At 71.3% G+C, this 484-nt stretch carries 1 protein-coding gene; it reads left to right on the forward strand.

The features are described from left to right. Nucleotides 1-125 precede the first annotated feature (125 nt). The coding region (locus H6A21_RS11345) for an IS3 family transposase (protein WP_204562784.1) at nt 126-484 on the forward strand (359 nt) is incomplete at its 3' end.

The raw sequence follows: 484 nt of genomic DNA on the forward strand, positions 1-484 counted from the left end.
TCAACGAGGGCGTGTGGACGATCTCGGAGATGTGCTCCGCCCTCGGGGTCACGAGGCAGGGCCACCGCGCATGGAGGAAGCGGCCGCCGAGCGCGCACGACAGGCGCGACGGGGAGCTCGTCGCCATGATTTCCGAGGTGCGCGCGGCCAGCCGGGGCATCTACGGCGCCCCGAAGGTGTTCCAAGAGCTCAAGAAGGCGGGCGTGCGCACCTCCCGCAAGCGCGTGGCGCGCATCATGCGCGACAACGGCTGGGCCGGCACGACGCGCGGCTGCGCCAAGCGCCCCAAAGGCGAGGTAAAGCAGGCGGCGCCGCAGCCGTGCTCCGCGCCCGACCTGGTGCGCCGCGACTTCGCCGCGGGCGGGCCGAACGAGGTGTGGTTCGCGGACATCACCTACGTGAGGACCCATCAGGGCTGGCCCTGCCTGGCCGTCGTGATGGACGTGTGGTCGAGGATGATCGTCGGCTGGTCGATGTCGGCGAG

This window comes from Collinsella tanakaei (assembly GCF_016902615.1).
Lineage (GTDB): Bacteria > Actinomycetota > Coriobacteriia > Coriobacteriales > Coriobacteriaceae > Collinsella > Collinsella tanakaei_A.